The organism is Kordia sp., assembly GCF_045105435.1.
In the GTDB taxonomy this organism is placed as follows: Bacteria; Bacteroidota; Bacteroidia; order Flavobacteriales; family Flavobacteriaceae; genus Kordia.
Genome location: NZ_JBGCDL010000012.1, coordinates 1 through 5284 on the forward strand (window position 1 = coordinate 1; position 5284 = coordinate 5284).

General features: G+C 31.4%; 6 protein-coding genes. 5 read left to right on the forward strand and 1 reads right to left on the reverse strand.

Features of this window, described 5'->3' with window-relative positions; translation table 11 throughout:
• The 5 genes from AB8B65_RS00400 to AB8B65_RS00420 all read left to right on the forward strand — a co-directional run.
• A partial coding sequence (locus tag AB8B65_RS00400) for a KTSC domain-containing protein (protein ID WP_405298810.1) occupies positions 1-276 on the forward strand: 276 nt, incomplete at its 5' end.
• Positions 277-399: 123 nt separating this feature from the next.
• Positions 400-591: a cold-shock protein gene (locus tag AB8B65_RS00405; protein WP_405298811.1), complete on the forward strand. Its 192-nt coding sequence runs from the start codon at positions 400-402 to the stop codon at positions 589-591.
• 575 nt (positions 592-1166) lie between these two features.
• Entirely contained in the window at positions 1167-2354 is a 1188-nt protein-coding gene (locus tag AB8B65_RS00410) for a hypothetical protein (protein ID WP_405298812.1), read from the forward strand.
• A gap of 229 nt (positions 2355-2583) precedes the next feature.
• Positions 2584-3477 (forward strand): EamA family transporter, encoded by an 894-nt coding sequence (locus tag AB8B65_RS00415; protein WP_405298813.1) that lies wholly within the window; start codon positions 2584-2586, stop codon positions 3475-3477.
• 115 nt (positions 3478-3592) lie between these two features.
• Complete coding sequence (locus AB8B65_RS00420; RefSeq protein ID WP_405298814.1) at positions 3593-3904, forward strand: hypothetical protein; 312 nt, start codon at positions 3593-3595, stop codon at positions 3902-3904.
• 104 nt (positions 3905-4008) lie between these two features.
• Here the strand turns inward: AB8B65_RS00420 and AB8B65_RS00425 are convergent.
• The coding region (locus AB8B65_RS00425) for an ABC transporter ATP-binding protein (protein WP_405298815.1) at positions 4009-5284 on the reverse strand (1276 nt) is incomplete at its 5' end.

Here is a 5284-nt window from a genome sequence, read left to right on the forward strand (position 1 = left end):
TATCACTTTCTAGTGAGTATTGCTCCAGAAACTAAAGAAGCTAATTTAGCCAATTATAAAGATACAATTGCTAATTCCGGTATTGCAGATTATACGCATAAAGGATTATTACTAGAAATCGTTTTTAATGATGGATCAACCTATGAATATTTTGGTGTTACCAAACAAGTTTATATAAAAATGATCAATAGCAATACGGTAAATCGTTTTGCAAAACGTTCAATATATCCAAATTATACCTACAGAATGACAAAACGTGTGCTAGAAACCGCTTAATAATCAAATATTTGGAGTTGTAATTTTTTTAAAGGATTATTTTCCATATCTTACAAGTATATTGTTATATATCAAATAAAATATGACAATAAATAAGTATTAACACAAATTAAATATATTACAATGAGTAAAGGAACAGTAAAATTTTTCAACGATTCAAAAGGATTCGGATTCATCACAGAAGAAGGATCAGGAAAAGAACATTTTGTACACATTTCAGGATTAATTGACGAAATCCGTGAAGGAGATGACGTTGAATTTGACTTACAAGAAGGAAGAAAAGGACTTAACGCAGTAAACGTAAAAGTTCTCTAACATATATAGTTCTATCTTGCAAAAAGTCTACCAATAGTTGGTAGACTTTTTTTGTGCCTAAAATTTACCTGTTACACTGTCTAAAATTTTATAGTATGAAGGAGATTCTATTTTTATAATTACAAAAGCAAAATATGTAGAAGATTACAAATTAATGAAAGGTAAAAAGAAGAAATTTGTGGATGATGATTATTAAAATTACACATTTAAAATTCATCAATTAAAACACAACACGAACAATTTGTTGCTATTTTTTTATACTCAATCAACGTATTTATTGAAAATGTACTTGCAATACAACACGCAGTAATTTAACTATCACATTATAAAGCTATTGCAATTAAAGTGCAAGCTTTTTTTGTATGTGTTTTTTGTGATTTTAGAAAATTTTACACAAAATTTCGCAAGAAAAAATTAAGGAATTTCATTTAAAATAAATAAACGGTTTGATTTTTGATTTTACACTCAGCAAACATAAAAATTGGCTTATTTTTTAATACACTATATTTGATTTATGTTTTTCACTAAATAGCTATAAAAATAATAGAATCCCTTATTAATTAAAAACGTATCGCATGATTAGATTTAATTTAAATTACAAAAACTATTGTATGCTTTTTGCTTTTGTTTATTTATTTTCGGTAAGCATTCATGCGCAAAATTCATCTAGATTGTACACTACAATTCAAAACATTTACAATGGAAATGAGAAATTAGCAACTAATGATTGTAATGCAGTAAATAGTTTAATTGAAGAACTGCAAGAATACGAAAAAAACACACTTTTAGTTCCAGAAGTGAAAGCTTACACTATTAGATATCCCAAAAGAATTGATAACCCAACAATTGGCGATTTGACCAAAGATAGAATTTTAAGAATTAAAGGTAAGTTTGAATCTTGTTTTGAAAATAAAGCTTTAAGTTCGTATAATACTGTTCAGGATATATATTTGCAACACAATACAATGTCGTCTAGTAATTGTACTCCTATAACAAATTTAATATCAGAACTTGAAAAGCATACCAGTAATTTAACTGCTGTACCAACTTCCAAAGCACAAACGGTAAGTTTTCCTAACAAAGTGGAAAATCCAACAATTGGCGATTTGGCAAAAGATAGAATAGCAAGGCTTAAAAGTAAGTTTAAATCTTGTTTTGACGATAAAAATAAGATTAACGTTCTTTTCAAAAACACGCTAGGTACATGGAAATATAAGCATAACGGAAAAGAATTTGAAGTTTTAATAGAAGAAAAAGATGACGTATATGTTGCATCTTTTAAGAAGCATGGATATTCATATGCACCAGTTTATAAGAAAACAATAACCTCTTTTAAATCATTGAATAGCTTAGAAGATCGCATTCGATTTACTTTTGAATTAAGTAGTAAACATTACGTAAGTCTTAGATTTGCTGTAAACAATTCAAAAGTTTCTGCCTACATTTATGAATCTTGGAAAAATACAAATAGTTGGTCAACACTAGAAATAGAAGATATAAAAGTAACAAGAGAAGAAAGTAGAGTCATCGTAAGAAGTCCAAAAGCAGTTGCTATTACATTTTACAATCAAACAAAGTCAACTGCTTTAGTTTTTTTGATAAATGCTGAAGGAGAAGAAATAAAAAAGAGAATATTGAAATCTGGAGAAGCGTATGTGCAAGATGCTTTTAGTTCTGACAAATGGAAAATACGTCAAAAAAGAAGCGATACTATTGAGTATACAACCACAGCTGACGCCTCACAATTGGTTCGAATTAAATAAAAATATATAGAGCGCTAGTTTTGAAATTTAATTTAAAACTAGCGTTCGATTTTTTTAAAAAAACAGCCATTTTCAGCATTAGAAAGTTTTATGGTTCTAAAAGTCAATTTTTTAAATTATGATATAATCTTGATCAATTTGTGATAATATCAAAATAGGGCAGAAGTGTTTCAAAATAATCTCCAAGATGTAAAAACAAGATTGTATTTTTGCACTTTATTTTTTCTGCATGAAACCAAAATCATCAAAAGTACTCATCATTCTAGCATTTTTTGCTATTTACATTATTTGGGGAAGTACATACTTGCTTAATAAAGTTGCCGTTACTGAGTTACCAGCATTTTTCCTGGCTTCTTGTAGGTTTCTTTGTGCGAGCGTTTTGATTTTTGTAATTGCTAAGGTTTCAGGTAAAAACTTATCCATCACCCAAAAACAACTTACAAACTCCATATTTGTTGCCTTTTTATTCATGGTGTCTGGAAACGGACTTTTCGTTTGGGCATTAAAATATTTAGACAGTGGTTTTACGGCATTATTGGCTTCTACACAGCCATTATTTGTATTGCTGCTGATGCGAATACTTGATAATAAAAAGATGCAAGCAAAGTCAATTATTGGTGTTGCTTTGGGCATTTTTGGAATGTACTTATTGGTAAGTCAACGCGAATTGGTTACTGATGAAGATACATTGATCGGAATTTTACTCGTTTTTGTATGTGTGATTGGCTGGAGTTTTGCCAGTGTTTTTGTGTCTAAAGCGGATTTGCCTAAAAATCACTTGGTAAGTACAGGATATCAGATGGGAATTGCGTTTATCATGCTATCGATTGTAAGTCTTTGCTTGGGCGAGGAATGGACTTCACCTTTTGCGTGGAGTAGCGATGTACAATGGTCTATGTTTCTGTTGATTATCTTTGGAAGTTTGGTAGCTTTTACAGCATTTAATTATTTACTGAAAGAAGTTTCTACAGAAAAAGTATCAACAGCTTCGTATGTAAACCCAGTTGTTGCATTGCTTTTAGGCTGGTGGATTTTAGATGAAGAATTGACGACACAATCTATCGTTGCTGCTTGTATTTTATTGGCAGGCGTTTATTTTATTACTTCGCGAAAGAAAAGATAGGATATACGCTGTGATTCTAAATGTAAGCACAAGAGTAAAAATTACCCACATTTGGGTATTCTTTAGTTGCTGAAAGTTTTTTAATTTTATTTATGTGGAATTAAATCTATTTATCATGAATAAAACATTGAATACTATTTGGAATTCTTTACTCACAGGAGTTGTGTTTTCATTAACCGTTTCAGGAATTATTTATTTGGTACTCGCTATGATGTATGCTTGGTATTGGTCAATTGAAATTTCCGAATGGTTTGTCTTTGTTATTATTAGAGCGGTTGTTGTTGTGTTTTTAACCATACCAAGTCTGTTAATTATGCCATTTAAAGAAGACACTGAGATACTTGCATATATCAAAACTCCTGCATTAATCGCGCTAGGAATTGGATTGTTGTATGGTTTTCTGATTGGCAAAAGCAAGCCAGTTTAAAAGCTCAATAATTTGTGTTTTTTGTTTGATGAAATTCGTATAAACTTGAGTGCGTTTGAAAATAAGTGTGTTTCACGATGGAAGTAAAACAATACTCATATCACTTAAATTTTTGCTTGATATGTGTATAATTCATAATATCGACCTTGTTTAGCAATCAATTCGTCATGATTTCCACGCTCTACAATATGTCCGGCTTCAATAACTAAAATTTGATCCGCCTTTTTGATCGTGCTTAAACGGTGTGCAATCACAATGGTGGTTCGGTCTTTAATCAATTTCGCCAAACTTTTCTGAATTAACGCTTCACTTTCGGTATCTAAACTTGATGTTGCTTCGTCGAGAATAAGAATCTTAGGATTTGCCAGAATAGCGCGCGCAATCGCTAAACGTTGACGTTGACCACCAGATAGTTTCACGCCTCTTTCTCCGATTAATGTTTCTAAACCTAACTCAAATCGGTCTGTGAACTCGTTTACATACGCTGCATTTACGGCATTCATTACTTCTATTTCGGTAGCATTTGGTCTTGGAAACATAATGTTTTCACGAATTGTACCTTCAAACAAAAATTCATCTTGTAAAACCACGCCCAAATATTGGCGATAGCTACTTAGTTTAATTTGAGATAAATCTTGATTATCAATCGTTATTTTGCCCGATTTTGGTGTTAAGAATGTGGCTGATAATCCTGCAATCGTCGATTTTCCAGAACCAGAACTTCCAACTAAAGCTGTCACAGAACCTGCTGGAGCTTTGAAGTTAATATTATGCAAAACTTCTTTTCCTTCTTCATAAAAAAAGGAAACATCATCAAATTCTATAGCGCCTTTTATCGTGTTTAATTGAATCGTTCTGTCTTGGTTATCTTCTTCGGCTGTCATGTTCATGAGTTCCTCAGTTCTGTCTAAACCTGCCAATGCTTCCGTTAATTGACTTCCAATATTACTCATTTGAACAATTGGCGCAACCATGAATGCTAATAGAAATGTGAATTTTAAAAATTCTCCAAAAGTCAATGCACCATCAATCATGTAATAACCGCCAATTCCCATCACTCCGGTAGTTGCGATACCTATTAAAAAAGTAGAAGAACTTGTCATTAGAGCAGTTACAGTCATGCTTTTTTTAACATTCTTAAAAATATCAGCGACACCTTTTTCAAAAACTTTACTTTCTTGCGCTTCGGCATTGAAAGCTTTTATGACACGAATTCCCGCTAAAGTTTCAGTTAATCGACCTTTTACTTCTGCATTAATTTTTCCTCTGGTTCTAAAAATTGGTCGAATGTATTTGAATGATTTTAAGGCAATGATTCCGAAAATGGATAAAGGTAAAAATGTAAAAAGCGTCATCCAAACGTTCATTTTTAGCAGAATA